At 68.3% G+C, this 26,296-nt stretch carries 25 protein-coding genes and 3 pseudogenes; 16 read left to right on the top strand and 12 right to left on the bottom strand.

Going from position 1 to position 26,296, the window contains the following annotated elements:
- Positions 1-251: pseudogene (locus tag E1193_RS09340) on the top strand (transposase); the annotation flags it as partial.
- A gap of 7 nt (positions 252-258) precedes the next feature.
- A pseudogene (locus E1193_RS09335) lies at positions 259-551 on the top strand (ISAzo13 family transposase); the annotation flags it as partial.
- A gap of 153 nt (positions 552-704) precedes the next feature.
- On the opposite strand, the gene E1193_RS09330 reads toward E1193_RS09335, so the two are convergent.
- The 4 genes from E1193_RS09330 to E1193_RS09320 form a co-directional block, all read right to left on the bottom strand.
- Positions 705-1,751: an ice-binding family protein gene (locus tag E1193_RS09330; protein ID WP_279433313.1), complete on the bottom strand. Its 1,047-nt coding sequence runs from the start codon at positions 1,749-1,751 to the stop codon at positions 705-707.
- Between the two features lie 499 nt (positions 1,752-2,250).
- The gene (locus tag E1193_RS09325) at positions 2,251-3,195 is read right to left on the bottom strand and encodes an NAD(P)-dependent oxidoreductase (protein WP_132182188.1); all 945 of its coding nucleotides are present in this window, start codon (positions 3,193-3,195) and stop codon (positions 2,251-2,253) included.
- Between the two features lie 88 nt (positions 3,196-3,283).
- Positions 3,284-3,418, bottom strand: a complete 135-nt coding sequence (locus E1193_RS33720) for a hypothetical protein (protein WP_279433312.1) — start codon at positions 3,416-3,418, stop codon at positions 3,284-3,286.
- A 96-nt stretch (positions 3,419-3,514) separates the two neighbouring features.
- Positions 3,515-4,174, bottom strand: coding sequence for a hypothetical protein (locus E1193_RS09320; RefSeq protein ID WP_207922642.1), 660 nt, complete (start codon positions 4,172-4,174; stop codon positions 3,515-3,517).
- A 57-nt stretch (positions 4,175-4,231) separates the two neighbouring features.
- Here E1193_RS09320 and E1193_RS09315 point away from each other — a divergent pair, with 57 nt between their 5' ends.
- The 4 genes and pseudogenes from E1193_RS09315 to E1193_RS33035 all read left to right on the top strand — a co-directional run.
- A complete protein-coding gene (locus tag E1193_RS09315; protein ID WP_132182186.1) occupies positions 4,232-4,876 on the top strand; it encodes a LysE family translocator in 645 nt (214 codons plus the stop codon).
- Positions 4,877-4,949: 73 nt separating this feature from the next.
- The gene (locus tag E1193_RS09310; RefSeq protein ID WP_132182184.1) at positions 4,950-6,191 is read left to right on the top strand and encodes an IS701 family transposase; all 1,242 of its coding nucleotides are present in this window, start codon (positions 4,950-4,952) and stop codon (positions 6,189-6,191) included.
- Positions 6,192-6,595: 404 nt separating this feature from the next.
- Positions 6,596-6,952 (top strand): transposase family protein, encoded by a 357-nt coding sequence (locus E1193_RS33040; RefSeq protein ID WP_243707454.1) that lies wholly within the window; start codon positions 6,596-6,598, stop codon positions 6,950-6,952.
- Positions 6,952-7,212, top strand: a pseudogene (locus tag E1193_RS33035) (transposase family protein); the annotation flags it as partial. The gene E1193_RS33040 and the pseudogene E1193_RS33035, both read left to right, overlap by 1 nt.
- A 170-nt stretch (positions 7,213-7,382) precedes the next feature.
- On the opposite strand, the gene E1193_RS09300 reads toward E1193_RS33035, so the two are convergent.
- Both E1193_RS09300 and E1193_RS09295 read right to left on the bottom strand, forming a co-directional pair.
- Positions 7,383-7,835 (bottom strand): GNAT family N-acetyltransferase, encoded by a 453-nt coding sequence (locus E1193_RS09300; protein WP_132182182.1) that lies wholly within the window; start codon positions 7,833-7,835, stop codon positions 7,383-7,385.
- Positions 7,836-8,075: 240 nt separating this feature from the next.
- Positions 8,076-9,503, bottom strand: coding sequence for an amidase (locus E1193_RS09295; protein WP_132182200.1), 1,428 nt, complete (start codon positions 9,501-9,503; stop codon positions 8,076-8,078).
- Between the two features lie 301 nt (positions 9,504-9,804).
- Between E1193_RS09295 and E1193_RS09290 the strand changes: the two genes are divergently transcribed.
- A complete protein-coding gene (locus E1193_RS09290) occupies positions 9,805-10,521 on the top strand; it encodes an SDR family oxidoreductase (protein ID WP_132182198.1) in 717 nt (238 codons plus the stop codon).
- 365 nt (positions 10,522-10,886) lie between these two features.
- A complete protein-coding gene (locus tag E1193_RS09280; protein ID WP_132182180.1) occupies positions 10,887-11,672 on the top strand; it encodes an alpha/beta hydrolase in 786 nt (261 codons plus the stop codon).
- A gap of 342 nt (positions 11,673-12,014) precedes the next feature.
- Here E1193_RS09280 and E1193_RS09275 read toward each other — a convergent pair whose 3' ends face one another.
- Both E1193_RS09275 and E1193_RS09270 read right to left on the bottom strand, forming a co-directional pair.
- Positions 12,015-12,326 (bottom strand): hypothetical protein, encoded by a 312-nt coding sequence (locus E1193_RS09275; protein WP_207922641.1) that lies wholly within the window; start codon positions 12,324-12,326, stop codon positions 12,015-12,017.
- A gap of 317 nt (positions 12,327-12,643) precedes the next feature.
- A complete protein-coding gene (locus E1193_RS09270; RefSeq protein ID WP_132182178.1) occupies positions 12,644-13,123 on the bottom strand; it encodes a MarR family winged helix-turn-helix transcriptional regulator in 480 nt (159 codons plus the stop codon).
- 35 nt (positions 13,124-13,158) lie between these two features.
- On the opposite strand from E1193_RS09270, the gene E1193_RS09265 reads away from it, so the two are divergent.
- The 3 genes from E1193_RS09265 (at position 13,159) to E1193_RS33940 (ending at position 16,272) form a co-directional block, all read left to right on the top strand.
- Positions 13,159-14,406 (top strand): multidrug effflux MFS transporter, encoded by a 1,248-nt coding sequence (locus tag E1193_RS09265; RefSeq protein ID WP_243707452.1) that lies wholly within the window; start codon positions 13,159-13,161, stop codon positions 14,404-14,406.
- Between the two features lie 278 nt (positions 14,407-14,684).
- Positions 14,685-16,052 carry an RICIN domain-containing protein gene (locus tag E1193_RS09260; RefSeq protein ID WP_132182176.1) on the top strand — a complete coding sequence of 456 codons (1,368 nt, stop codon included), beginning with the start codon at positions 14,685-14,687 and terminating at the stop codon, positions 16,050-16,052.
- Between the two features lie 31 nt (positions 16,053-16,083).
- Positions 16,084-16,272, top strand: coding sequence for a DUF6603 domain-containing protein (locus tag E1193_RS33940; RefSeq protein ID WP_347877018.1), 189 nt, complete (start codon positions 16,084-16,086; stop codon positions 16,270-16,272).
- A 21-nt stretch (positions 16,273-16,293) separates the two neighbouring features.
- Here E1193_RS33940 and E1193_RS09255 read toward each other — a convergent pair whose 3' ends face one another.
- Positions 16,294-16,920: a hypothetical protein gene (locus E1193_RS09255; protein WP_132182174.1), complete on the bottom strand. Its 627-nt coding sequence runs from the start codon at positions 16,918-16,920 to the stop codon at positions 16,294-16,296.
- A 222-nt stretch (positions 16,921-17,142) separates the two neighbouring features.
- On the opposite strand from E1193_RS09255, the gene E1193_RS09250 reads away from it, so the two are divergent.
- From E1193_RS09250 to E1193_RS09230, 4 genes are all read left to right on the top strand, one after another.
- The gene (locus tag E1193_RS09250; protein ID WP_132182172.1) at positions 17,143-18,324 is read left to right on the top strand and encodes a sensor histidine kinase; all 1,182 of its coding nucleotides are present in this window, start codon (positions 17,143-17,145) and stop codon (positions 18,322-18,324) included.
- Positions 18,321-18,998: a response regulator transcription factor gene (locus E1193_RS09245; RefSeq protein ID WP_132182170.1), complete on the top strand. Its 678-nt coding sequence runs from the start codon at positions 18,321-18,323 to the stop codon at positions 18,996-18,998. Before E1193_RS09250 ends, E1193_RS09245 begins: the two co-directional genes overlap by 4 nt.
- A 544-nt stretch (positions 18,999-19,542) precedes the next feature.
- A complete protein-coding gene (locus E1193_RS09235) occupies positions 19,543-20,106 on the top strand; it encodes a PadR family transcriptional regulator (RefSeq protein WP_132182168.1) in 564 nt (187 codons plus the stop codon).
- A complete protein-coding gene (locus E1193_RS09230; protein WP_132182166.1) occupies positions 20,103-20,522 on the top strand; it encodes a hypothetical protein in 420 nt (139 codons plus the stop codon). Before E1193_RS09235 ends, E1193_RS09230 begins: the two co-directional genes overlap by 4 nt.
- 322 nt (positions 20,523-20,844) lie before the next feature.
- On the opposite strand, the gene E1193_RS09220 is transcribed toward E1193_RS09230, so the two are convergent.
- Together E1193_RS09220 and E1193_RS09215 are read right to left on the bottom strand one after the other, a co-directional pair.
- Positions 20,845-21,996, bottom strand: coding sequence for a glycosyltransferase family 4 protein (locus tag E1193_RS09220; protein ID WP_132182164.1), 1,152 nt, complete (start codon positions 21,994-21,996; stop codon positions 20,845-20,847).
- An 8-nt stretch (positions 21,997-22,004) separates the two neighbouring features.
- Complete coding sequence (locus tag E1193_RS09215; protein WP_132182162.1) at positions 22,005-24,206, bottom strand: MAC/perforin domain-containing protein; 2,202 nt, start codon at positions 24,204-24,206, stop codon at positions 22,005-22,007.
- Between the two features lie 231 nt (positions 24,207-24,437).
- Between E1193_RS09215 and E1193_RS09210 the strand changes: the two genes are divergently transcribed.
- On the top strand, positions 24,438-24,647 hold the full coding sequence (locus E1193_RS09210) for a hypothetical protein (protein WP_132182160.1): 210 nt from the start codon (positions 24,438-24,440) through the stop codon (positions 24,645-24,647).
- A 233-nt stretch (positions 24,648-24,880) separates the two neighbouring features.
- Here the strand turns inward: E1193_RS09210 and E1193_RS09205 are convergent, their stop codons facing one another.
- Positions 24,881-26,122: an LD-carboxypeptidase gene (locus E1193_RS09205; protein WP_279433315.1), complete on the bottom strand. Its 1,242-nt coding sequence runs from the start codon at positions 26,120-26,122 to the stop codon at positions 24,881-24,883.
- Between the last annotated feature and the right edge of the window lie 174 nt (positions 26,123-26,296).

Below are 26,296 nucleotides of genomic sequence, written 5' to 3'. Positions count from 1 at the left end.
AGTTCCTCGCGTGATCGGCGTAGACGATTTCGCTCCGCGCCGGCGACGCCGCTATGCCACCGTGGTCATCGACGCCGAGAGCCACGAGCGGATCGACGTGCTGCCCAACCGCACCGCCGACACCATCAGCCGTGTTGAAAGCGTGGCTGCGCGAGCATCCCGGCGTCGAGGTCGTGTGCCGCGACGGCTCGGCCACCTACACCGAGGCGATCCGCCGCGCCCGGCCCGACGCAGTCCAGGTCGCGGAACGGTCCGTCGGGTTTGTCCGATCTGGAGGCCGGTGCCCTCAAGCTGCCGGTTGGGAGGGTCCATCAGGATGGCGGCGGCCGCCGCGCTGAGGAGCGTGATCCGGGTCTGGTGCTGGCGTTGCTCGGGCTGGTTGACCCGGACGAGCGGGGCGACCCGTGCTCCCTGTTGCGCTGGACAACAAATCGCTGCGTAACCTGGCAGCCGAACTGAGCCGGCAGGGCAGGACGGTGTCGGCGATGAGAGTCAGGCGGCTGTTGAAGGCCAACGGGTTCAGCCTGCAGGGCGCCGCCAAGCCCCTCCAGGCCGGTGCCGGCAACCGGGGACAGGTCAGAAGAAGGGCACGCACATACGCGGCCAGATCCGTGGCGAGTCACCCGGTACGCCAGCATCGATCCGCTTGAGCTGTGATGACCCCGGCGGCCGGCGACCGGCCGCCGGGGTCTGCCCGGCCAGGACTACGAGGTCCTGCGGCGGTAGTAGACAAGCAAGGCTGTGCCGGTGACGACGGCGAGGCTGCCGAGGCCTGTCAGGACGGGTACCAGCATGCTGCCGCCGCTGCCGCCGGTCACCGGTAGCTCCGTACGGGTGGAAGTCGGAAGCGCGGTAGGAGCTTTCGTGGGCTGACCGGTCGGAGGACCTGTGGCCGTCGCCGTCGGCGTCGGCGTTGCCGTGGGTGTCGTCGTGGGTGTGGCCGTCGGCGTTGCCGTGGGTGTCGTCGTGGGTGTGGCGGTGGGTGTCGTCGTGGGTGTCGTCGTGGGTGTGGCCGTGGGTGTCGTCGTGGGTGTGGCCGTGGGTGTCGTCGTGGGTGTGGCCGTGGGTGTCGTCGTGGGTGTGGCCGTCGGCGTTGCCGTGGGTGTGGTTGTTGGGGTCGCCGTGGGTGTGGTCGTTGGGGTTCCTGTCGGCTGTAGGCAGACAGGTGCGTTGATGGTGTTGGTGTCGAGGGTGACGGCGCCGGTTTGGGCCAGGGCGCGGCCTTGGAGGGTGGCGCCGGTGTTCATGGTGATCGAGGTTTGGGCCAGGATGTTGCCCACGAAGCGGGTTCCGGTGCCGATCGTGGCCGAGCTGCCCACCTGCCAGTAGACGTTGCAGGGTGAGGCGCCGTTGATGAACACGACGCTGCTGTTGGCTGCCGTGATGAGGGTGGAGTCGATCTGGAAGATGAACACGGCCGCCGGGTTGGCCTGAGAGTTGAGTGTCAGGGTGCCGGTCAGTTGTGCGGCGCCGATCCGGTACACCCCCGGGGTGAGGGTGGATCCGCCGAGTTCGGCGGGAAGACTGGTGAACGGGGTGCGGCCGGCGGCGTCGTTGTAGGCGGTGGTGAGGTCGTTCTTGGCTTGCAGGGCGACGGCGTCGGCGAGGTGGATCTCGCCGGCGACGATGCCCGGGGGGAAGCCTTCCGCGGTGTTGCCGGGGGAAACGCCGAGGCTCTGCGCCAGGAAGCTCGGGCCGGTGTTGGTGACGGTGGAGCCGGCCAGTACGGAGAAGTTGGCGGCTGTGCCCAAGCCGACCGGTGCTGGCTGGGCGTGGGCGCCAGTGCCACTGAAGATCAGCACGGCGACGGCCGCGACGGCCGCTGTGACGGCCGCGAGCGCCGACAGTACAGCGCGCCGATGATGACGGATTGGAATAACTGTCACGATTATGGCCCCTTCATGGTGCGTCTCCGGCGGGCGCTGCCGAGACAGCAGCCGGACTCACACCGGACTGCACTGCCTCCAATCGGACTTTCGCACATCTAGGGCCGTAATGATGCCAAAACACATTAAATCTTCCTATGTATCGCAAAACGGTCTACCGTTCGCGGTCAGCCCATCACCAAATCCCTGATCGCGCACGAGGCGGTCGTCGCTGCATTGCCCCAAGCTGACCCCCTGGCGCACCGGCACCGTCGCCCTGGTGGCGCGCGTCATCGCCAGCATTACCTTGCTCTGGCTACCGGTAGGCGATGGTGAACGCCCGCGGTCGCAGGTCGCCGTACAGCTTCGAGGAGGGCAGCTGGTGCTATCGCAATCCCTCCGTAAAGCCGGATCGCCAGCTCGGGTATCGCGGCGTCCAGCCCAGCTCGCGTTTGATCTTCTCGCTGGAGATCCCGCAAGCCTGCGTCATCATGTGCACCGGGGCTTGGCCGGCCACCAATCGGACCAGCCAGGCCGGTAACCGGCGTGGTGGCTTGGCGCCGAGCGCCCGGGCAAGGGCCGACAGGACATCGCGCGCCGGCGCCGGCTCGTCATCGGCGACGTGGTAGATCCCTGGCTTGCCGCGCTCGATGGCCGCGACCGTGGCCGAGGCGGCATCGGTGATATGCACCCATGACGTCATCCCGCCGCCGCCGCCGATGATCGGGACAATTCGCTTGCGGATCAGTTCGGCCATGACGGCACCCGGCGCGGTCTCGACCCCGGTTCCTGGGCCATAGAAGTTGCCGTAGCGAAGCGCGATGCCGTCGGCCCAGCTGATGCCGGTCACCGCTTCCTCCAGGTGGCGTAGTGCGCTCACCAACGGATCGGCGTCCTTGGGCGGGTTCGGATCGAGTCGGCCGTTCTCGTCGGTGACCAGCCCGCCGGTTCGTTCCACCCAGACGGCGTTGCTTTGCGCCACGAACGTGCGCACGCCCACGGCGTGCGCGGCGGCCAGCAGGTGGTCGGTGCCTTCGGTGCGTAGCCGGTTGGTGGCAGCCGCCATTCGCTTGGCTTCTCGAAAGGTCGGCCGTCCGCCAATCGCGGTGAGCTGGTGGACGACTACCTCGGGCTCGGCCTTGGCCACGGCGTCGGCCACGGCCTCAGGGTCGAGCGCGTTGACCACGACCGACTCGGCGCCGAGCGCACGTAACGCGCCGGTCTTGCCCGCGGAGCGGGTCGTGCCGACGACCTCGTGGCCGCGTGCCACGAGCTGGAGAACGAGGTGGCTGCCGATCGCGCCGGACGCGCCGGCAACAAAGATCTTCATGACAACTCCGTTCGTTGGGTTCACTAACAGCAGACGAGACACCCCGGCAGCCCATGAACGGCAATAGCCCAGTTCACAGCACGGCGCGCTATCGGGGAAGGTTCCGCACGGCGCCGGCGACGACGTACCCGTCGGCGGAGTTGGTCAGGTCGATGGTGGCCGTGCCCGCGACCAGGAGGATGTCGCCGAGCGACACCCATTGCCCGTCGCGGGCGCTGTGCACGTCGTGCTTTCATGCTTTGCCAGATGCGGGGGCAGAGAACCACGAGGCCTCGACGCCGATGGCGGTCGGGGTTTGGCGAATGCTTCTGTCTGGTGCTCAGACTGTCCCGCGCGCTGCCTGCTGAGCGGCCATGCCGGTGACGCCGGTGGTGCGGCCGGTGCGCAGGCCGCTGGCCAGACACAGCATGACACCGAGGGCGAGCCAGGTGGTCAGGACGATGATGGAGTGGGTGGCGCCGTGGCCGTCGAAGAAGGCGGTGGAGCGCAGCAACTGGCCACCGGCCCCGGGCGGCAGCATCTGGCCGAGTGTGCCGGACCAGCCGGGCAGCATTTCGGGTGCGGTCGCGACACCTGACAGGGGGTTGCCGACGAGCATCATGGCGGCGGCACCGAGCCCGAGGCCGGCGTACCCGAGCAGTGACTCCAGCCCGAGGATGCTCATGGAGGTGGCCGCGATGGCCAGGGCGATAGCGCCGCTGTTGGCCATGTAGAAGCCGTCGAGCGAGCCGAGCCAGAACTGCAGGATCGCTGCCACGGCCAAGCCGCCGGTGATCGCGAAGGCGAGCGCCGCGGTGATCCGGCGGGTGATGCCGTGGACGAGTCTGGTCAGCAGCAGCGCGCCGAGTAGGCCGCCCATGACCAGGGGCAGGGCTCCGGCGGCCAGGCCGGCACCGCGCGGGACGTCGGCGGGCAGGGGGGCGAGATCGCGGACGGCGGCCGCCGTGCCGGCGCCCTGTGCACATGCCACCTTCGTCAACGGCCATCTCGTCGAGCGCCCTGCCGAGCAGGTTGCCTGATCGTCTAGCCTGGCCGCATGCCATCGCCCGATCGTCTGGCGGCCTTCGCGCTCGCATCGTTCGTACTGATCGTCATCCCGGGTCCTGCGGTGCTGTTCGCAATCAGCCGCGCCCTGGCGTACGGCCGACGGGTCGCGTTGACGAGCGTCGTTGGCGGGGCGGTTGGCAGCTTCACCGCGGCCACGGCCGTCGCTGTCGGTGTCGGTGTCGGCGCCATCGTCCAGACCTCCGCCGTGGTCTACACCGTGATCAAACTTGCCGGTGCCGCATACCTGATCTACCTCGGCGTCCAGGCGATCCGGCATCGTCGGGCGCTGCGGGAGGCCTTTGAGGCGCAGGCGGCCCCGATCGGTGGCGGGCGCACGCTGGTGCAGGGCTTCATCGTTGGCGTGACGAACCCGAAGACGGTGGTGTTCTTCGCGGCGATCCTGCCGCAGTTCGTCGATCCGTCTGCCGGGCATGCCAGCCTTCAGATGGTGGTCCTGGGCGCGGTGTTCGCCGTGATCGCCCTGGCGATGGATTCCGTCTGGGGCGTGGCGGCGGGTACGGTCCGGTCCTGGTTCGCCCGCTCGGCCCGGCACCTGGACCTGGTTGGCGGCGCGGCGGGTCTCACGATGGTCGGGCTCGGCGTCGGTTTGGCCGTCAGCGGCCGCAAGGACTAGGCCAACTAGTAGTGCTTTGTTAGGTCGGCGTGTCGTTGGTTGCTTGGAGTGGTCCGGGTAGTTGGATGTTGGGGTGACCCCTGGCGAGCTTTCCGTTGTGCGGCAACGGCTTGAGGTGTTTGCCGCGGATGTGTTCACCCCGTTGGTGCGGTCGGATCAGCGGGTGAAGGGTGAGACGTATCTACGGGGACTGTTGCTGGACGGGCGGCGCAAGTCGATGCAGCCGATGGCGGATCGGCTCGGGGTGGATCATCAGGGGTTGCAGCAGTTCGTGACGACCTCGACATGGGACACCACGGCGGTGCGGATGCGGCTTGCCCGCCGGGCCCTCGACGTGGTCGGGCCAGTGGCGTGGGTGGTCGATGACACCGGCTTTCCGAAGGACGGCAAGGGCTCGCCGGGCGTGGCCAGGCAGTACTCCGGCACCCTCGGCAAGGTCGCGAACTGCCAAATCGGGGTGAGTGTTCACGCGGTCACCGACACCGCGTCGTGCCCTCTGGACTGGCGGCTGTTTCTCCCGACGTCGTGGGACGACCAAGCCGTTGACGAGGCTGACCGACCCGACGTGACCGCTCGCCGGGCCCGCTGCGGGATCCCCGAGGACGAGCATCACCGGCCGAAGTGGGCGCTGGTGGTGGAGATGCTCGACGAACTGGCCGACCACGGGCTGCGCCCGCCGCTGCTGGCCGCTGATGCCGGCTACGGGGACAACAGCCAGTTCCGCAGCGCCCTGGACGAGCGTGGGATCGGCTACATCATGCAGGTCAAGGGCGACGCCCTCGCCCATGAGCCAGGCGTGCAGCCAGTCGAGCGGGTCTGGTCCGGGCGAGGCCGACCGCCCACCCGCACCGAGCCGCGCTACCCCAAGACGGCGGTCAGCCTGGTCGAACACGTCCGCTGCGCCGGACGCGACATCGCGGAGACTGTCACCTGGCGGGAAGGCTCGAAAGGCACGATGAGCTCCCAGTTCGTCTTCCTGCGGGTGCGTCCGGCCGGGCACCGCGTCGCCCGTGACCCGGACGGGCTCCTGCCCGAGCGATGGCTGATCGCCCAGTGGCCCGACGACCAGGCCGAGCCGGTCAAATACTGGCTGTCCAGCCTTCCCGAAGCGACCAGCCACACCGACCTGGTCCGCTACGGCAAAATCCGCTGGCGCATCGAACACGACTACCGCGAGCTGAAAACCGGCCTCGGTCTGGACCACTTCGAAGGCCGCTCCTGGATCGGCTGGCACCGCCACGTCACCCTGGTCACCGCCACGCATCTGTTCATCACCGAACTGCGCCTGGACCCAAAAGCGGCTGCGCCGGCCTGACCCTCTACACCGTCATCCGCGAGCTGCAACGACTCCTCGCGACCTGGACCGGCGCCTGCATCACCTGCCACCAACCCGTGAAACCGTTACACCGCAACCAACGACATAGAACCTAACAAAGCACTACTAGTCGGCGGGATCTCGTCGCCCAGCTCTCACAGATTTCGGCGCAACGTCGTCCGTTCCCCGTCTACGCATCCCCTTGTTGTGAAAGCCGAGGAAGTGGGTAGGTCGCCGGCACAATGCTGATCAGCTATTGACCCGTCGAACGATCGAGCGCATTTGTGGAGGAAAGTTGGCCTTACGGGCTCGTGACTAACGACCTCGTGCACGTTGCGAGTCCTTGAGCATCGATGATCGTTGTTCGTGCCACGGGTGGCGCTGCGATCCTGACGAACTCTCGGATGACAGGCCTGTCCCGGCAGGTGATAGCGGGCCTGGTCGCGGAACTGGCACCCCGGTGGCAGGCCCGCCATCGTGACCGGCCCGCCGCGCGAACGCGTCGTCGCCGCGGCGGCGCGGGTGCGAAGCACCGATTCGGGTTCACCGACCGCCTGCTGGCCACGCTGGTGCACCTGCGGCATGGGCTGACATATGACGTGGTAGCCGCCTGGTTCGGGGTGCACCGCTCGACGGTAAGCCGCAGTGTCCCCGAGGTGCGGCCGCTGCTGGCCGAGCGGGGTTGCCGGGTGCGCGACGGCGTGCGGCTGCGTACTCTCGCCGACGTGGTCGGTGCCTGGGTCACCACCCGCGGGCGTTGATGGACGCCACCGAGGTGCGGGGGCCGAGGGCCGAGCGGGTAGAGACCGTTTCGTGTCCGGAAAGGCCCGGGGTGAACACGATGAAAGCCCTGGTGATCTGCGATCCGGCCGGTCGGCTGCTGTTCTGCGGCGAAACCCGGCCGGGCTCGATGCACGACCTCACCCAGGCCCGGACCGCCGGCCTTGTCGACCTCCTGCTCCACGCGCCGCTCGGGGTCCAGGTCCTCGCCGACGCCGGCTACCAAGGACTGGGCGCCGACACCGCCGGAACGGTGATCACCCCGAAACCAAAACTACGCAAACACCGAAAGTCACTGCCGCCGAGCAGCGCGGACCGTCGTTGTGGCCGGGCAGGTGCAGCAACGTCGACGACGTCACCGATCTCGGCAAGGTCTTCCACGGCACCCCCGTCCCGCACCTTGATCATTTGTCACGTATGGCCCAGGATCGGCTCGCGCACCATGAACACGTCCACTGGATCCTCGGTTTCGAGTCTGAACCCGTGCCGTTCGTACAGCCGCCGAGCCGGGCTGCCCTGCAGCACGTTCAGCCGTACCAAAATGCCACCACGGTCGCACTGCTCCAGCAGCCCACGCAGCACGTCCGCACCGATGCCCCTGCCCTGAAGGTGCGGGGCCAGGTAAAAGTGCTCCAGCCAGTGGGCGTCCTCGGCCGGCCGTAGCGACACGCAGCCGGCGAACGCGGCGCCCACCTCGATGACCCAGGTGTGCGCCGGCCCGAACCCGTCCCGCAATCGCTGCCGCACACGCTGCTCGTCATACCGTCCGAGCCGCTCCAGATCCGCCCGCAGCACCACGGTCCGCAACTCGGCCACCGCCTCGATGTCCGCCACCGAGGCCGGTCGGATCTCCCAGTCCGCCATGCTCGCCAAACTACCGCGCCAGACTTCTCCCGCTCTCCTTGATCCTCTGGCTCCGCGAGCCCGCCCAGCTGATTCGTCAGACAGGTTCCAGCAAGCAGCCGCGAGTCGCACGTTGATCGGGCGCCACCGGATACACGCAGATGTCGCCGATCGTGCGCGCGGGCCAGCAGAGCGGCGTCGCGATGGGTGGCCAGCAGTCGTTGCTGTCCTGCGGCCTTAACCGCCGACGAGCGGATGTCGCTACGTTGCCGAGGAGATTGATGCCGGATCCGTGTGCGGGTCGATCGGTGCGAGGGGCGGGATGCGCGCTTCGATCGCTGCGGCCGCGTCAAGGCAGAGGTCCTCTCGGAAGCGTGGTCCGATGATCTGTACGGCGTGCGGGAGGCCGTCGGTTTCCCCGGTCGGGATCGCGACGGCGGGTAGTCCGAGCAGGTTCACGGCCACGGCCATCCGCATCGTGGCGGGAAAGTCGGACAGCCACGCGGGGTCGAGGTCGCGTCCGAGCCGGAACGCCGGCTGGGTGCGGATCGGGGCCAGCACCAGAGGTGCTCGGCCAAGCCAGTCGTTCCAGGCGCGGGCGATGGCGGCTCGCTCCATCATCGGGTCAAACGCCGGCTCGCCCCCCGCCCGGGTCCAGGTTGGTTCATAGGCTTGCCAGAATCGGGCGAACTCGTCGGAGGCGACCGTCTGCACGGGAGGCTGCACCCGGTGGACGCGGCCGTAGCTCGACATGATTTGGGTGTAGATCTCACCCGCGCGCTCCAGCGCGGGGGCGTCGTGCTCCTCGACGACGTAGCCGGCGTCGGTGAGCAGGTCGGCTGCCCGTCGCAGCGCGTACCGCACCGCTGGGTGGACGTCGGTCCCGCCTGGTGCGGTGACCAGGGACACCCGGATGGGCGGTGGCACGGGCGGTCCGTTGAGCGGTACCGGTGCGTGCCACGGGTCGCCTCCGTCGTTCGCGCACATGTGCGTGAAGGCCAGGCGGAGGTCCTCGACGTGGCGCGCGACCGGACCGTGCACACCCAGCAGTTGGAACGCGAACGGCGTCGGCTGGCGACCACCGCTCTGCGTTACCCGGCCGAGCGAGGGTTTCAGGGCCGTCGCGCCGCAGCACTGCGCCGGCCAACGCAGCGAGCCCGCGCCGTCGTTGCCCAGCCCGAGCGGGACCATGCCGGTGATGACCGCGGCGGCGTCGCCCCCGCTGGAGCCACCCGGGGTGTGCTCGGCGGACCAGGGGTTGCGGGTCGCCCCACGCAGCCCGTTGGTGGTGTGCCACCGCATCCCGAACTCCGGCATGTTGGTCCTGCCGATCGGAATCGCGCCTGCTGCGCGGAGCTGGGCGATGTGGGGCGCGTCCTGTCGCGCGATGGCATCGCGTAGCGCGGCGATGCCCTGCGTGGTCGCCGAGCCGGCCACGTCGACGTTCTCCTTCACCGTGATCGGCACGCCGCACAGCGGCCCGGGATCGTCACCGCAGCGCAATGCCCGGTCGACCGCGTCCGCAGCGGCCAGAGCCTGCTCGTCGAGTACGACGGTGAGCGCGTTCACGCCGGGATTGACCTCGTCAATCCGTCGCAGGTGTGCCTGTACCACCTCACGACTGGACACCTCGCCTGTTCTGATCCGGTGCACCAACTCCGACGCGCTCAGCATCCACAACTCCGGCATATCGCCCCATGGTTCATTCATGCGACGAACGTAAGGGCTTCGCCGGCAAATGATCAGTCTTGTCTTTCGGAGCCGCCTCGGCCGCCCAGACCGGACGGGTGAATGTACGTCCGGACATGCCGCCGATCGTGCGCGCGGGCCAGCAGGGCGCCGTCACGCTGGGTGGCCAGCAGTCCTTGCTGTCTGCAGCCTGAACTGCCGTAAGGTGCTGTCACTGGTCGAGGGCCTGCCGATGAGTGGATGCAGGATCCTGCAGGTTCCTGTTGACCTCAAGCCGAGTTCAGGTGCTTCACTGTCGGCCATGGATCTTGACGGTTTGCGCGTCGCCATCACCGGCGCGGCACGTGGCACGGGTCGGCTTTTGGCCGAGGCGTTCGCCGAACGCGGTGCACAGATCTTCCTCTCGGCCCGTGACCTGGTGGCGGCCCGGCGGGTTGCCGATGCGATCAGCCAGCGGGGAGCAGGTCGGGCCGATGCGTTTCGCTGCGACCTCGCCGCACCGGATTCGGTGCGCGGGTTCGCCGCGGCCGTAGCCAACCGGACGGGCCACCTTGATGTGCTGATCAACAATGGTGCCCCCTACATCGAAGGTAACGACCTGGTAGACGTCTCGGACGACATGATCGAAAGCGTGATGGCTGCGGGCGGGACCGGCACCGTGCTGCTGACCAAGCATCTGTTGCCGCTGCTGCGCGCATCGTCGCGGCCCGACATCGTCAACATGATCTCTACTTGCGGCGAGGCGGGGCACCGCCGTTCGGGCGCGCATCCCGCGTTCTACGCGGCCAAGCATGCCCACGCCGGGCTCGCTGAGATTCTGTCGCACCGGCTCCGGCCAGAAGGGATCCGAGTGATTTCCCTGTTTCCACCGGACTTCGTTCAGGACGGGCCGCGGCGGGCGGACAGCGACCTCACTGCGCGATCGATCATCGACTGCGTGGTCTTCGCGGTTGGTCAACCACGAGACTGCTTCATCCGCGAGTTCCACTTCGAGCAGGTGCGGACTCCACATTCCTGAGCGCCCGCCCTGCCAGGCAGCCTGGACCGACCGAGGTTCCTCGGCGTAGGTCCAGGCGCTGAGACGGCCGGCACCGGAACGAAGATCAGGTGCGCGGATCTGCCGCCGACCGAGCGCTGCATCGTGTTGAGTGCCCAGCATCGTGGTCGTGCTGGCCATGGCGGCCGGCCGAAGGATGAAAAGTACGACCGGATCGCGACCGAGAACCAGGCTCGCGTGGATGCCGGAGAGGAGTTGGCTCCGCTGATCGCTGGTTTCCGGGCGCTCGTGGCCCGCCAGACCGTCCCGGCAACTCCGGTGCTCAGGTAGCGGGCTCAGTTGATGGATCCCGTGCGGCTCCGGGCCGTTTTCGCGGTTGTGTCACCATGATCGTTGTGATGATGTCCGTACATGAGGCGGGTCCTGCGGATGGGCTGCCTGTGGTCCTTCTGCATGGCGTGGGCACTACCGGCTGGATGTGGACGAAGCAGCTTTCGACACTCGCTGGCGAACTGCGTCTGCTGGTTCCCGACCTGCCTGGACATGGACGGAGTAGCACTCTTCCGTGGGTGTCGATCCCGCAGACTTCCCGCCTCGTGGCCGAGATGATCAGCGCGCGGACCACGGACGGCAGGGCGTACGTGGTCGGACTGTCGCTCGGCGGCTACGTCGGAGTGCACCTCGCCGCTACCGCGCCCGAGGTGGTAGCCGGCGCGATCGTCAGCGGGGTGAACGTGCTGCCGCTACCTCACTCTGGCAGGCTCCGGCTCATGGGTGCGCTGATCGCACCCGTAATGAAGTGGGGACCCGTGCTGCGTGCGAACGCCCGTGCGCTCAACGTCTCCGCTGAGGACCTCGGCGGTTACCAGGCCGCCGCGCGCACGACGAGTCGGCAGGCATTCCGTAGAGTCAACAGCGAAGCCCTCGACTTTCGGCTTCCTGACGAGGCCAAGTCCTCGCGCTGCTCGGTCCTGGCGGTAGCGGGGGAGAACGAGCACGATCTCACGAGGCGATCCCAGAGCGTGATCGCCTCGACATTCCCGAACGCCCAGGCCTGTCTGGCGCCCGGGGTTGGCCACGCGTGGAACGGCGAGAACGCCGAACTGTTCTCGGCCGTGATCCGTTCCAGGGTCACCGGCGCTGCGCTGCCCGACGAGCTGATGCCTGTGTGATCCCTCTACACCGAGGCCGCTGCCATCTAACGATCTTGTGCTCAGTTGGGCAGGGTCGGTGAGCTGCGGTGACTGCGGCGGCGACCCTGCCCGTGGCCGAGCTGGACCGCGTCCTCGCCCTCGCCGGCGTCTGACCGCAGACCATCAGCACGAGGGGACTCCGAGGAGGCGGTTGAGGCATTGCCAAACGATGTCGGGGAAATCCTTGAGCACGTTGCGCGCATGGCTGCCGGTTACAGCTCTGGCCTGAAATGGCAGGAGGAAGACAGAGTCAACGGTGGCGCTCGACGCCCGCCGTGCCGATGTGCGCGATTTATGGACTGCGACGTCAAACGGTACTGCTCAATCGTCTTCGATGTATCCCGTGGTGGGGTCAACGATGGCCAGGAAGCCGCGGATGTTCTCCATGTGCTCGTCCAGCGACAGGTTCAGGGTCGGACTCACGCCGAATCCGTAGCCGGGGTTCGGCCCGCTCAGCCGCGTGTAGTCGGTGCCGCCGAACTCATTTGGGCGAAGGGCGAACATCTCTCCATCGACTTCAAGCGTGAGCGACGTGACGTCGGCCGCACCTTCGGGTTCGGGGCGCAGGCCGGGCACGGCCCCCGGGTAAGCCTCCCGGTCGCCATCGCCGTTGTCTGGGTAGATCGCCTTCACGCAGCCATCTTCGCGGGTTTGCCTGGCTGATGTCCTGATCTGTCGCCATGCGCTCGTGGGCGTGGCGTGACCGGCCACGCCGGGGCTTCGGAGTGGGTGTCAGTCGCCAACGCCGAGCGTCTTGCGGCGAGCGCCAACCGTCGCCCTCGTCAGCGCGGTGGCGAGATCTCGGTGATCGTGGCAGTTCCTTGTATGGACAGACCTTCGTGCATGGTGATCGTCTGCTCAGGTCGGAGATCATGCCACGCGTCTGGGCTCAGGGGTGCCAGACGGATCGGTCCGGTCGCTCCGGGTGCCAGTTCCGGGAGCAGGTGCTGTCACCGGCTGTCGTGCTGGACCGGGTCGTCGTCGGTGAGTCGCTGTTCCAGACGGCTGAGCAGATCGGTGCACTGCCGGACCGCGTCGAGGTCGTCGCTCAGGATGGTGGCGAGGTGCTGTGCCCAGGCGGCGCGCAGCACGCGCAGGTTGCCCGCGGCGCGCTCGGTCGGGCGCACGGTGATCCCGCGGCCCGTGGTGGCGGTGCGGGAGATCATGCCCTTGTTCTCAAGGCTGCGTAGGGCCGTGCTGACGTTGGTGCGCTGTAACCGGGTGCGACGGGCGATTTCGCTGGGAGCGGCTCCTGGATACAGGTCGACGACACGCATGACATGTCTTTCCGTCTCGGTCAGCGGCACCGCCTCGGGGGTCTCGGGTGTCCGGGCGCGCACCAGCCGGCCGACGTTGAGGATCAGGTCGGCCAGATCGGCGAGTGGACCCTCGGCGGTGTTGGCGACGTCGTTGTCTGTGTCACGGGGCATGGCACCACCGTACTGGATTATGGCATGATAATTATGTGAGCATAACTTCGGTGGGTGGGGAAGATCGGCGAGCGGTCGCAGCGGCCGGTGACGTGGGCGCGCCAAGGCCGGCGAGGGGCCGCTCGGCGCAGCTGGCGCTGGTGCTCGGCTCGCTCAGCGCGTTCGGGGCGCTCACGATCGACATGTACCTGCCGGCGATGCCGGGCATGGCCCGCGAGTTGCACACCAGCGCGCCGCTGGTCCAGCTGACCTTGACGGTGTTCGTCATCGGCCTCGCCGTCGGCCAGGTGATCGTCGGCCCGTTGTCGGACACCTGGGGCCGGCGCCGGCCTCTGCTGATCGGGACGGCCATGTACGTGGCGGGGTCGCTGTGGTGCGCGCTGGCGCCCAACGTCGGCTGGCTGCTCGGCGGTCGGATCCTGCAGTCGCTCGGCGCGGCGGCGGGCACGGTGCTGGCGCGTGCCATCGTGCGCGATCTGTTCGAGGGCACCGCCATGACCCGGTTCTTCTCCACCCTCATGGTGGTCAACGGTGTGGCACCGATCGTGGCCCCCGTCATCGGCGGCCAACTGCTGACGGTCGCGAGCTGGCGGGCGGTGTTCGTCGTCCTCGCAGCCCTCGGTGCCGTCCTGCTGCTGGTGGTCGTGTTCACGCTGCCCGAGTCGCTGCCTGCCGGGCGCCGGGCGCCCGCCCACCCGCGCGAAACCCTGCGGACCTTCCGCGTGCTGGTCACCGACTGGCACTACCTGCGTTACGTGCTGGCCGCGGCGTTGATGTTCGCCGCCGTGTTCGCCTACATCTCCGGCTCCTCGTTCGTCCTGCAGGACGGCCACGGGCTGACCCCGCAACAGTTCAGCCTCGTGTTCGGCGTCAACGGCCTGGGCATCGTGCTGCTCGGCCAGGCCAACGGCCTGCTCGTCGGGCGCGTCGCCGACGAGCACACCCTGCTGCGAACCAGCCTGGCGGTGGCCACCCTCGGCGGACTCGGCGTGCTCGCCTGCGCCGCGTTCGGCCTCCCCCTGCCCGCGCTGCTGGCCTGCCTCTTCACGGCGGTGTGCATGCTCGGCATCGTGCTGGCCAACGCCACCTCCCTGGCCATGGCCCGCCACCGCTCTGCCGCCGGCGCGGCCTCCTCCCTGCAAGGACTGCTGCAGTTCCTCATCGCCGGCGCCGCCGCCTCCACCATGAGCCTGCCCGGCCACGTGACCGCAATCGCCATGGCCGCCACCATGTTCCTGTGCGCCGGGGCCGCGCTGGCCACCCTTGGCGCACGCCCCAAGTGATCACCGGCCGTCGCCCGCACCGCGACGCCATGGCCGGCCCGGCCAACAATCCGGTGCCGCCCAGGCATGACGGCCGCGCGCCGACCACCTGGCCCGAGATCCCGCCACGACGTGGCCGTCGGCGCCAGTGGAGCCCACGCGCAGCTTCACAGTGATAGCCCTGCCGGGTCGATGAACAGCTCAGCCTGATGAGCACATCAGATGATCTGGTGCGTGACGACGATATTCGATACGGTGTGGGCCCCGTCATTTGTGATCATGGAAGGTGGCCTGTGGTCATGACCCGCACCGGACAAGCGGCGAGCCGACTAGCGTGCTTCCGCTCGGTCGCCGTCGCGCTGGCCGCAGCGGTGTTCTTCACCAGTGGTGGCCTGCTGGCCGCCGCGCCGGCCGCCGCCGCGACGCTCGATGAGCTCGCAGGGCCGCCTGCCGCCGCGGATCTGGACGTCATGACGTTCAACCTGCGGTACGCGAGCAGCAGCAGTCCCAACTCGTGGGCGCAGCGCCGGCCGGCCATGCGTGAACTGCTCACTGCCGAGCAGCCGGACCTGATCGGTACTCAGGAGGGGTTGGCCGGCCAGCTCGCGAACATCGAGCAGGATCTGGGCGGCCGCTACGACTTCATCGGCGTTGGTCGGGAGGGCGGCGCCAGGGGCGAGTACATGGCCATCTTCTACGACAACACCCGCCTGCAGCCGCTGGAACAGCACCACTTCTGGCTGTCGGACACGCCGGAGGTGGTGGGATCCAACACGTGGGGCGGCGGATCGATCCGCATGGTCACCTGGGTTCGGTTCCGTGACCTTGTCACGGGTGGGCAGCTGTACGCGGTCAACACCCACCTGGACAATGCCAGCGCCTCTGCCCGCGAGCGGGCCGCGCAACTCATCAGGGCTCGGCTGGCGGCCCTGGCTCCGGGGCTGCCGATCGTGCTGACCGGAGACTTCAACAGTGGGCCCTGGGCCAGCAACCCGGTCTACGACGTCCTCGTTCGGCAGGCGGGGCTGGTCGACACCTGGACGGCGGCCGCGGCCACCGGACCGGTGTACGGCACGTACCACAACTACCAGCCGCTGGTGGCCGGGGGCGCTCGCATCGACTGGATACTCGCGACGCGGGGCGTGACGGTATCGGCTGCGGCCATCAACACGTACCGCTCGGGGTCGGGCCAGTTTCCCAGCGACCACCTGCCGGTGCAGGCTCGCCTCCGACTGCCGGTGGCGACGACCAGCGAGGTCACGCTCGTCAACCGGGCCACCGGGAAGTGCCTGGACGTGTACGCCTCCTCGCTGGTGGATGGGGCTGATGCCGGGCTGTGGACCTGCAACGGTGGCGCGAACCAGCGTTGGCGCATCGACGAGGTCGCCGGCGGCAGCTACCGCCTCATCAACCTCGCCAGTGCAAAGGCACTGGATGTCAACGGTTGCGGCACCGCGGACGGAGCGAAGATCCAGCAGTGGTCGTGGCTCAACAACGCCTGCCAGCGATGGTCCCTCATCGACACACAGGGCGGCTGGATGAGGCTGGAGAACGCCAACAGCGGCAAGGTCGCGGACGTGGCGGACTGCGGCACCACGGACGGCACCACCGTCCGGTTGTGGACGTGGCTGAACAACGACTGCCAGCAATGGCAGGCTCGATCCTGACACGGGGACAACTGGCAACACCGTCGACCGGCTGCGCGCCTGGATCCCGCCGACCGCCGGCAGCGTCTTCCTCACCGCCGGCGGCTACCACCCGAAGTACGACGTGCCCGCACACTACCCGCAGGTGCCGCGGCTCGGCTTCAACCGGCAGGTCGACCCGCACCTCGGCGTCAAGGGCGACGGGTGCTACGCGCTGGACGCGAGAGCACCGAGGGTTTGATGATCCGCATGGACGTGGTCCTCATCGGTTCGCCGGTGTGTCGGCGGTGTGCGGGAGGAGCGATCCGGCCGGCGGGCCCCCGGCACTGGGCGACGCCGACATCCAGACCGCCGTGCAGAGCCAGATCAGCGACGCGCCCGCGAGGACATGGACGGCGGCGATGACCGGAGAGTCCGGCAGCGGCGCGAGCAGCGCCAGGAGCGTGAAAGCGACGCCGTACCCGGCCGCCGCAACCCGGGGGAGCACCCGGGCCCGGAGCATCGACACGGCGAACAGGACCGTGCCGGCGACGAAGACCACGGCGCTGCCCAGCACCGCGACGCCGGTCGGGCCGTTCAGGACCTCGTCGGCGGCGGCCTGGTCGAGGTAGTAGAGGACCATGTTGAGGGCGAACGCCACGCCGGCGAACAGGCCGAGGCCGATGATGTTCACGGCGTACGCGATCGCCCCGAACCGCCCTGCGGCGGCCTGCTGGCGCAGGTAGATGGCGGTCAGCGCGGGCCCCCCGAACGCCACGCCGACGCCGATGACGAAACTGGTGGCAGCCGTCTCCCCGATGAACGCCTCCACCAGCCCGGGCACGGCGGTGGACAATCCCAGGACCACCCCGCAGGCGGCCCCGAAGCGCAGGAGCCAGGATATCGACATAGACAGAACCTTCCTTTCGTACGCAGATGAGGGGACCGTAATTTCGTACGACCACGTCCCATAAGTGCCGGCCGGCCACGCCTCGCGGATCGGTGCACAGCCGGCCGGGGGCTGGGTTGGCCGAACGGCACATGCGGAACGGCCAAAGAACCGGCCGGCCGTGGTCCGGATCGCGCGGCCGGCCGTAGCCTGCTGTCCAGGAAGCGGTGGAAGGAGTACCGGATGGACGGGCCCCGGCGCGCTGTCCCGTGGGTGGTGGCCGTGGTGTACGGCGCCGTGCTCGCTGGCGGCGTCTACTGGTCCGTGATCGGAGAGGCCGGCGAGCGACCGGCCCACCTCGCCAGCTTCGTGGCCGTCCTGACGCTGCTGTTCGGAGTCGAGGCTTTCCACTGGCGCCGCTACCCGGTCACGATGCCGCCCGGTCCGGCCGCCGCGCTGCTCGCCGTGCGGTTCGCGCTTTTCGTCGCGGCGGCGCTGCTCGACGGCTCGGGCACCTCGCGGGCGCTGTTCGTCCTGGTGCCGTTCGTGGCGTACTTCGCCTTCGGCCGCGCGGTGAGCGTCGCGCTGGCCGGCATCTGCCTCGCGCTCATCGCCGTCGTCTTCACGGCGTCCACACCCGACTGGTACCGCGACGCGGAGTACGTCTCGGACCTGCTCATGTTCTCCATCGGCTTGGTACTCGCGATCTGCATGGCGGCGGTGGCCATCGCAGAACGGGACGCCCGTGCCCGCCTCGAACGCACACTGGACCGGATCGCCGAGCTCTCCGCGGCAACGGAACGCAACCGGGTGGCCCGGGACATCCACGACAGCCTCGGCCACCACCTCACCGCGATCGCCATCCAGATGGAGAAGGCGTCGGCTTTCCACGACCGAGACCCTGCGCTGGCAGCGCAGGCGCTGCACGACGCCCGCGCTTCGGCCAGGAACGCCCTGACCGAGGTACGCCGATCGGTGCACGCACTGCGCGACGCAACGCCACCATTCTCGTTGCCCAGCGCCCTCACCGACCTGGCGCACAGCGCCGATGGCGGAGGGCCGGCAGTCACCGTCACCGTCACCGGCGAGCCGCATCGGTATGGACCGGCCCTGCTCGCCGCGCTCTACCGCGCTGCCCAGGAGGGCGTGACCAACGCCCGACGCCACGCCCAGGCGGCGACGGTGACCGTCTCGGTCGCGTTCGACGAGGCGGGCGCGCGGCTCACCGTGGCCGACGACGGCCGTGGCCTCCCGGCCGCCCAGGCCGGGGCCACCGTCGAGGGCCTCGGCCTGCTCGGCATGCGCGAACGGGTGCAACAGCTCGGCGGGCAGATCAGCATCGACAGTCGGCCGGGCGCCGGTACCGTCATCACCGTGACCATTCCGCGCACGACCGCCGCGTCCGTCGCCCGGTGGCCGGCGTGACCGAGAGCGACCCGGTGCGCGTGCTGGTCGTCGACGACCAGCAGCTGGTCCGGGAGGGCATCGCGTCGCTGCTGGACATCCAGCCGGGCGTCACGGTGGTCGGCACCGCGTCTGACGGCAAGGCCGCCGTCGACGCGGCGGTCGAACTGCAGCCGCACGTGGTGCTCATGGACGTCCGGATGCCGGAGATGGACGGGGTCGAGGCCACCGCGATCCTGCACCGGCGGGCGCCGCAGGTCCGCGTGGTCATGCTGACCACGTTCGACGATGAGGAGTACGTTCTCCAAGCGCTGCACGCGGGCGCCGCAGGCTACCTGCTCAAGGATCTGCCCGCAGCCGCCCTCGCTCAGGCGGTGCGGCTAGTCAATGCTGGCGTTGCGCAGCTCGACTTCTCCATCACCGCCAGCCTGGCTGCCACCCTGGCCAGTGATGGAGCCCGGTTCGTCGCGCCGCCACCCACACCACGCCCAGACCCGGTGTTGACCACGCGGGAGATCGACATCCTCGGCCTGATCGCGACCGGCGCGACCAACCGGGAGATAGCTAGCCGGCTGTTCCTGAGCGAGGGCACGGTGAAGAACCACATCTCCCGCATCCTCGGCCGTCTCCGCCTCCGCGACCGCACCCAGGCCGCCCTATACGCCCGCGACCACGGGCTGCTACCGGACCGCTGAACGGAACGCGGTCACCGCACCCGGCATCGGCGCTAGCGTCCTTCGCCCGAGGTCCTGCGCAAAGGCCCGGTGGTCGACGGCGAATCGGGGCCCGAACTCTTGCTCGACTCGCGTTCGACACAGAGCAGCGCTGCGGTCCCGCTGCTCGGCAGCGCCGACACGATCGGCGTGAGGTAGGTGCGGTCGAGGGTTTCGCGGTGTAGCGGCGGGTGTGCTCGGCGGCGAGCTCGCGACGCGAGCGCTTGCCGACCCCTTGGCGGGCGCCCTCGGCGTACTGGAGCTGGCGTAGCGCGGTGCCGATGACGGGGTGTTCGAATCAAACAAGTTTGTCTATGTTTTGCTGGGATTGTGACGCTGGCGACATCGTGTGTCGTGGTCTGCCACCCGGCGCGGCGGCCGACCGACGCGATGATCGGTCCACCCAGCCCCATGATCAAGTGGCCGCTCACGACCAACCTGGTCGTGACGAGGATCCTTGACGCGACGCCACCTATCTAGTAGATATATCTGGCAGATAGCTAGGGCAGGGGTGAGGAGGCGGGCGATGGCACGTTCCAGCCAGACCGACATGGCCGTGCTTGGCGCGCTGAGCATCGAGCCGATGACCGGCTACGCGCTGAGAGAGGCAATCCGCGATGTTCTCGGCCACTTCTGGAACGAAAGCTTCGGGCAGATCTACCCGGCGCTCGCCGACCTGGAGCGCCACGGGTTCGTCCGCCGCGACGGATCAGTCAAGCGCGGCTCGTCGACGTATGCCCTCACCCCTTCGGGGGCCCGCCGGCTTCGTGAGCTGCTCACCCAGCCGATCCAGGCAGTGCCCGCACGCAACGGTCTGCTCCTGCGCCTGTTCTTCGGTCGCACCCTGGGAGTCGAGGCATGCCGGGCACTCACCACCAACGCCAAGGCCGACGCACAACAACGGCTGCGCCAATTCGACGACCTCGACGCTGAGATCGCCGGCGAGCCGCAGCACGCCGACGATGCGCCCTTCTGGCAACTCACCATTTCAGCGGGACGCCACCATGCCCATGCGGTGATCGCCTGGGCAGACGAATGCCTCGCTGCACTCGATCACATCGAACTCTCACGGCGGGAGCACCCACAATGATCACAACAACAGCGAACTTGACCCTGGTGCGGGCCACGGCGACAGCGGCAGTCGTCGGGCTGGTCGGCATCGCGCTGTTCCAACTGGCCCTCGCGCTGGGAGCGCCACTGGGGCAAGCCGCGTGGGGCGGCACCCACACCGGCTCGTTGCCCCACCGGTTGAGGATCGCGAGCGCCCTGGCCGTCCTCGCCTGGGCCGGCGCCGCGATGCTCGTGACTCGTCGGGCCGGGTTCGGAATGCTCGCCATGCCCGAGGCCGTGGCCCGCTGGGGCACATGGATTCTCTTCGGGCTCCTGCTTCTCGGCGCGTTGATGAACGTCGCCTCCTCAAGCACCTGGGAGCGATACTTCTGGGGCCCGTACGCACTGATCGTGGCTGGCCTGTGCTTTGCCGTAGCCCGTAGCAACGTGACCTGACACGAAGCAGTTGGCTTGGGGTGTGCGAGGTGGCGTCTTCACCACCTGCACGCCCTGATCAGCGAGCACGGCGTCGAACTTGGTGTCCCGGTCGCGGATGAAGAAACCGGCGACCGGACGCCACTGCCATCAGAGCGACCCCTAGGAGCACCTTCAGCGACCGCGACACGACCATGATGCGCCGTCTGTCGACAGGGGAGGAGCCTCCGGGGCGAGCGCCGGGTTCGACGGCGGCGGCCTCTCGCTCGCGAGGCGCGCCCCAGGATGCTCACAGCGCCCGAGAGGTCAGGTGATGGGCGGATCGGGCATCCAGACATGCCGGTCAGGTTGTCGCGGCCTGCGGCATCGCCAGCGGGACGAGCCACTGGTGGGCCAGGAAAGCCCAGTCATTGTCTCGTCGGTTCGCCACGCGGGATGCGGCGCCGTCCCAGCGGGCCCGCAGGCCCGGGTCCTCGCCCAGCTGGCGGAGCGCCAGAGCGCAGGCGGCGACATCGACCTCGCCGTATCCAGGCACGGGATCCGGGTCGGCGACGGTGTGGCACGGCACGGTGACGGCGTCCCCGGCCCAGATCTCCCGAGCCGCCGGCTGGTCCGGCACGATCTGGGCAGCCCCGGCGGCGGCGTGCTCGAACGACACCAGTCCCCAGCCCTCGGCGGCCGACGTGTTGAGCCCAACATCGGCGGCGTTGTAGTAGAGGTTCAGGGTGGCATCGTCCGGCTGGTGGTCGGGGACCGTCACCCGGCCGGTCAGGCCGAGCCGCGCGACCTCGTCGCGCCGGTGCTGGCCGTGCACCAGGACCAGGTGCGTACTTGGCAGCGCGCGGGCACACTCGGCCACGGCGCACAGGGTGAGGTCCAGGCGCTTGCGGGGAGTGTCGCGGTTGCCGTTCAGAATCAGGAACTGGTCGTCCGGGATGCCGAGCAGCTGGCGGGCCCGCCGCCGGGAGCGGGCTCGTCGCGGATCGGGGCCGGAATACAGCGGCCGGAACGCCGTCCGGTCGACGCCGTGGCCGATGACCGAAACCGGTGGCGTGGGCCGCCCGGCGGGCCACTGGCCGGTGAGCCAACTCCGGGCGGTCTGCGTGTAGCAGACGATGTGGTTGGCCAGCGCCAACCCGTCCAGTACCTCTTCGGGCAGCCGTTGCCACTCCATCGGTAGGTAGAGGACCACCCGGACAGCTGGCGCGACGCGCCGGGCGATCCGCGCGTACCCGGCGAGAACCGTGGGGTCGTGGCAGGCCAGCAGTGTGTCGGTGGGATGGTTGCGGAGCACCTGCGGAAGCGACGCGAAGCCGTACAGGTCGCCCCGCTGGACCGGCTCGACCATTGTGACCCCGGGCGGAACCGGCTCCGGTCGGCCGAGCGTCAGGTAACGGAGCCGGGTATGGGCCGACAGATGCCGGGCCAGACTGCGCAACACGCGCCCGTACCCGGTCCGGCATCCGCCGTGCCCCACGATGAGCAGGTCATTCACGGCGACGGTCAGCCCCGGGCGATGGTGTACTGGCCGTCGAACCGGTCGCGGTAGAAAAAGGTCTGCAACGTGAGCTTGCCACCACCACCGAGCGAAGTGGTTACCTCGATCGCCGTGCCGGGCGCGCCGCCGAACACACCGACCATTGCGTAACTGAACGCGTAGCCGATCCAGGTGGTCGGGCCGCCCATCATGCTGCCGGCGTCGGCGTGGGCGATCCAGTCGTTGACGACCGGTCCCGCGCCAGCTGTCTCCAGCATGCCCAGTGCGGTGTGCGTCGGGGGCATGCCGCGGTCGAGGCCGTAGGTGGCCAGCACGAGGATGTTCCCGGCGAGGTCGTACGAGCCCTGGATGTCGGCGGCGCAGGCGTTCCACATGTCGTCGTACGTCGCTGGCCAGCTCTCCTTGTTGGCGAGCTGGTAGACCCGGTTGAGCGCGATGCCGCCGGGTACGGACAGGTCGTCGGCGCGGAACACGATCGCGTGGATGCCCACCGGCATCACCGGTGGCGTCTCGGGCTTGATCTGCGTTCCCAGGATGACGATGGGCGGCTTCGGCGTCGCCACCACCGGCCACGCCATCTGCTCCGAGGAGGTCTGCACGCTCAACTGTGGGTGCATCTGCGCGGCGTAGAGCTGCCAGGCCTCCTGAAGGGCCCGGGCCCGCTCAGGGTCGTCAACGAGTTCCCAGACGCCCCCGAGCCGGAAGTCCACGATCGCCGGCGCCGAGCCGAGACTGTCCGCCCACTGCGCGTAGAGGTCGACCGAGGGCTGCTCGAACCGCCACGGGTCGGCGCCGCTGAGCCGCAGCGCCAGCGCCTGGTCTCCGCCGTTGGCGCTGATCGCCACGGTGGACGCCTGCTGGTACGCGGACCACTTCTGCGCGCCGACCACCCCGATGTCCAGGTTCCCAGCGGTGAACAACCCGTCGTACTGCGCCTGCATGCTGGCGCTGAGATCGATCGCGGTCAGCAGGCTCGACTTGCGCACCGAGTTGAAGATTGACATCTCACCACCGATGACGACCGCCTTCGTGTAGAACGGACCGTACGCGGCGAAGAAGTCGAAATAGGTGGCCAGTTCTTCGTCGACCGGCAGCGGCACCGGCAGCGCGGCCACGGCGGCGGTGAAGTCCTGCGTCAGGCACCTCCTGGCCTTACTGGGATTGACCTGCAACACGGCGAGCGGCACGTACGAGCGCCAGGAGCACAGGAAGCTGTCCGCCGTGGTGGTGCGGGACGCTCCGAACGTCGCCTCGATCTCGCCGCTGAACGCGCCGTGCGAGGCGCCGATGCCGGCGTGCACGGACAGCTCGTCCTGGGCCTCCTCGCGGTTCTCGCTGACCGCCTTGACGACGTACGACTTGGGGTCCTCCTGCGCCACCACGTAGTCGGGCACCGAGTAGTCGACGCCACGGAACCGGAACACCCGCTCACCGGCCTGGGTCGAGTCGACGATCGGGACGGTGAGGCTGGAGGTGTCGAACGCCCCGTACACGTTGAAGCCCTGTCCCAAAGCCAATGCCTGGGAGAGCTGCGGGGCAGCGCTCTGGACTGTCTGGTCGGTCATGTCGGCACCCTTTCGTTGGTGGAGCACTGCCGGCCCGGTCGGTGCAACGTGCTGGAGAAAGTAGGCAAAAATGGAGAAGTACCAGTCCATTCCTGTGATCGACTGCCAGCTGTAGACCATGGCCATGGTCGTCGGATCGTCTATGTCGCGGATTCCGACCGAACTCAGCTCGTCATCCATCGGCGCCTTAGGGAAATTCTGGCGTAGCTGTCCATAGGACCTGATCTGCTGTTCGCGGACGGCCCTTGCGGCCTTCCCGGCCGAGTCCAGATGAATACGGTTGATCGCATCGCAGGCCGCTTGCAGGTTCTGCGGAGTGGTGCGGAAGAAGCCGGCGGCGAACTTACCCACGTACCCCGGGATGTCCGGACGGTACTCCTGGTAGCCGGCCTGCGGATCGATTGTGACACCGGTTTCCTCCCGGAACTCCCGCGCGGCGCAGCCCCGAATTGACTCGCCGTCGTTCATTCCGCCACCGGGCAGTGCCCGCTTGCCGCCGCCGTACGGGGTGAGATCGAACCCCTTCGGATAGACCGCCCCCTGCGGATTCCTGCGGTTGGGCTGAAAAAAATATCCCCTATTGTTCTTGGTGGCCAGAAGAAACTTTCCCTCGCCGTCGTGATAGACCGCATATACCTGCATTGGCCCGCCCTTCTGCCAGCCCGGCGCCTCGTGGCAGAAGCAAATCAACCTGCATCCTCGGCGTCCAGCCGTGCATCGGATTGCCGACGATGGGCGGCGCCGCGGCAATCTGCCCACCAACTGCCACAGCAGCCGCTCCAGGTGTGAACTGACTACCGACGAAGACTGCGTCTCCCGAGGCGGCGCAGGTTTCGAGGGCGAGTTGCAGGTGCAGTTGTCGACTATCGGACGGTGACCGTCGACGAGTTACCTGTACGCCTGCACCAGCACACCGATCGTGTAATCGCCGACGCCGACGCCGACGCCGACGCCGACGCCGACGCCGACGCCGAAGGCCAGGCATTCGTCGACCTGGCTGCCCGCTTGCCGGTACGACCCGGCGAGGTTGTCAGGGGCGGACGAGTTGAGAGGCTTCACTTCATATGCCGCAGTCGCAGTTGACGACAGGTTGCTTCGCTGACGCATCGACGTACCACACTTGGCCCGTGAACGGCCTCTCCTGCCGGCCGAACAAACGACCCAGATCAGGGCCCCGAAGCCGAGGTTCCCGACTCGATCGACGTCTGTGGCACCACGGCCGTCGGCCCGCCCGTGCCCCGAAGAGACCGAAGCATGACCACCCACATCACCGGCGAGGCGGTCGCGGGAAGCTGTGATCTCATGATCCGCGGCGCTCAGCTGACCGGCTCCGTCATCGTGTGCGGCCGTACCGGCGGTTCGAGTAGGGACAACGTCCGCTGCTGCGTATCGAGGCCGACACGGATGCCGACCGGCATCGGCAGGTTCGGGCCGGCATGTCCGAGCTCGACGTTGCCCAGCACTGGGATGTCACGGTCGCCGAGTACGTCAAGGACGATCTCGGACAGCGTCGGGGACGCCTCGGGCGAGTCGAGTCCGGCGATCTCGCGCGGAACGCCCACCACCATGCCGGAAATCCGGTCGAGGATGCCGCAGTGCCGCATCACCTGCAGATAGCTCCACACGTGCGACGTGTGGCCGCCCATCTCCTCCCAGAACAACACGGCACCGTCGAACCACTCGAGCGGCACCGCGAAGCGCGTTGCCTGCACCAGCGCGATTCGATTGATCACCCCACCGATTAGCCGTCCTTCGGCACGCCCGTCGCGCCAGCACTCCCACGACGAGCTCGCAGGTAACGCACCGATCACCTCGGTATCGGTCAGCAACCTGGTGTACAGCTTCTCAAGTTCCGCTTGGCGCGTCGCCGCCGCAGCCTGCCAGTGCTCGCCGAAGCCAGGCACGGCCATGTCGGCATGAAACCCGACCAAGCCCGTGCGTGCATAGAGCACCAGATGCAGCAAGGAGATGTCGCTATATCCAAGGATCGGCTTCGGGTCGGCCCTGATCGCCTCAATGTCGATCAAGTCGAGGTAGCCGAACGCCGTCTGGCCGCCATCAGCCGCGATGATCGCACGAACCTCAGGATCACGAAGAAGACCATTGAGTTCCGCGGCGATCTCCGCCGGCGTCGCCGCGCTCCACCAATGGTGCCGCCCTACTTCCAGCAGCAGTGCCCGACGCACGCGGAATCTCATCCGCTCGAGCACAGCCACCGCCTGCTCAACGTTGCACTCGTGAGCCGCAGGCAGCGGCCCGGACAGCGAAGCGATAACGACGAGATCTCCGGGCCTCAACGCACGTGGTCGAAGCAGCTGAGGCGATACAGAACCAGTCACCGGCACAGTATCCGTACATACGCCACAACGCGCTACACATTTCCACAGACCCAGCCAGCAGGCCGAACTCGCACGGCAGTGGGGGACCTCGCGCACCTGCGCGACGCAAGTGTGCTGAGGCTCAAAACGGCCTCGACGCGGCGCTGTGATCCGGACGTCGGCAACGGCAGTGCGTGCGAATAAAGGGATCAATTCGCGTTGCACAACGTTTCCGACCATCAGTAACCATCGGATCAGCGGAAACGGACCAGGCATGACGAACATCGGGATCATCCTCGGCAGTACCCGCCCCGGCCTCTTCACCGAGGTGACCGCCTAGGCGGACGCGTGCGTACCACTGCGCCGACCCTGACGACGCCCGGATCTGCCGGCAATGGTGCGCGGTGCTCGTCG

The organism is Micromonospora sp. KC606 (assembly GCF_004348675.1).
GTDB lineage: Bacteria > Actinomycetota > Actinomycetes > Mycobacteriales > Micromonosporaceae > Micromonospora.
This window is presented reverse-complemented; position numbering and strand designations above follow the sequence as displayed.